The organism is Pseudothauera lacus (assembly GCF_003034845.1).
Lineage (GTDB): Bacteria > Pseudomonadota > Gammaproteobacteria > Burkholderiales > Rhodocyclaceae > Pseudothauera > Pseudothauera lacus.
In genome coordinates this window covers 1-1,692 of sequence record NZ_PZKC01000033.1, presented here as the reverse complement: position 1 = coordinate 1,692, position 1,692 = coordinate 1, and the positions used below count along the sequence as shown (strand labels likewise).

1 protein-coding gene is annotated in these 1,692 nt (G+C 61.0%); it reads right to left on the bottom strand.

Annotated elements, in window-relative coordinates:
* Positions 1 to 829 precede the first annotated feature (829 nt).
* Positions 830 to 1,692 (bottom strand): IS91 family transposase (locus C8261_RS17050; RefSeq protein WP_107494923.1); only part of this gene is annotated, 863 nt, incomplete at its 5' end.

Genomic DNA, 1,692 nt, shown 5'->3' with positions numbered 1-1,692 from the left:
CGGTCACCCAAATTGGAAGAGTAGACGCGTTTGTTGGAGGGTTTACAAGCACTTCCTGTAAGTCGTTGAAGGTCAACGACTATTTCAGCGGGCGCGCCGAAGGTTCAGAGATGTGTATAACGAGATGATCTATATCTCATCACGAGAACTACCGAAACATTGATCTCCCCCAAAACTGGGAGCGCGAGCTTCATGTCGCACTTCAATCAAGCTCCAAGGTACGAAGCTCTGTATTCACGGTAGCTATCTATCGGTTGCGTGATTCAACGCCGGGAGGTTTTTCCTTTGAAAGTCTGCGTAGCCTCATTGCGGCGCCCTTCGGAAGATCGTTCGACCGCTTCATTTCAATATGCTTTGTCATCTATGGGTTCTTTGTGGAGGTCTTCCTTCCCCGTCTTCCAGTTCGCTTCTCCTATCGGCCCGGTGTCCTCGCGGGAAACACGTCAGTGTTTCTTGCACCCTACCTGGAGATCATGGACGTTCCGGAACTTGTCAGCCTTATGGTCAGTGGGCTACGAAAGCATGAGCATGGACTTTCAACCGTTGGCTAACGATTAAGGTTATGTCGTGATCGCGAAGCGAGCCACGACATGAACCGATTGTTGAACAAGCCCGGTTCGTTTCCCTGGAAATAGCTTCAAGTGCCCCGATCCGGAATGGGCTGAGGTGACCAGCACGCGGGGCTGGCGATGGCGGGTTCAGCGCGTGCAGATTGGGTAGTGCGCCCGATTTTGCGCCTCGAACGCGTCCTTTTTGGCCGAGTTCGGCAAATTCTGGCCGAGCGCCACCGCGGCGCCGGCCGGCGCACCACCGTCTCAGGTGGCCGGGCTTACACGACCGTCTCCGCAGCCGGAACCGATTCTCGTCGCTGGACCGTTGCGGGAGGAATTCGCCGGCGCAGAATCTGCATCGGGCTGCCGCAACACGGACACAGCAACGGCGGCCGGGATGTGTCCGCTGGCGGGCGGGGCGCAATCCTGAGCACCCAATGCAGCAGCGCGATCAGCCCCTTCTTGTTCGGATGCAGGAAACCGTAGTTGCGTGCCCGCCGAAAGCCTTTGGGCAGGACGTGCTGCAGCAACAGATTCAGGAAGTCGGCGCCCGAGAGCGTGCGGACCTTCATCTGCCCGCTGTGGCTGTCGCGGTAGCGGAAACTGACCTGACCGTTGCCGCACGTGTCGCAAGCGAGGATGTCGGCCTCGCGGATCACCCCGCGATAGAGGTAACGGCCCAGATAGACCAGGGCCTTGTCGCCGTTGCCCACCCGCTTGCAGTCGACCACCCACGTCGGTGGCAGGCTGGCCGGCAAGCTCAACCCCTCGCGCTTCAAGGCCGCGAGCAGCCTGGCACGAAACACCTTGGCCAGCGCCTTGTGGCTGAACAGAAAGCCGGTCTTGGTGCGCCAGCGCCGGCTGCGCGCGTCGAGACTCGCGCCGGGCATGACCAGATGCACATGCGGATGCAGATCGAGGCGGCGCGAGTGGGTGTGCAACACCGCGATCGCTCCGGCCTCGCCCTTGAGCTGGCGATCGTTGCGGCAGAACGTCTGCACCGTCGCCCAGGCTGCACTGAAGAGCGCGGCGTAGACGCCTCTGGCGTGGCGCACGGCCAGGGGCCGCAGTTCGCCCGGCACGGTGAAGGTGAGCAGGAAGTACTCGGCCGGCACCTGCAGACGGCGCTGGCGTTCGAGCC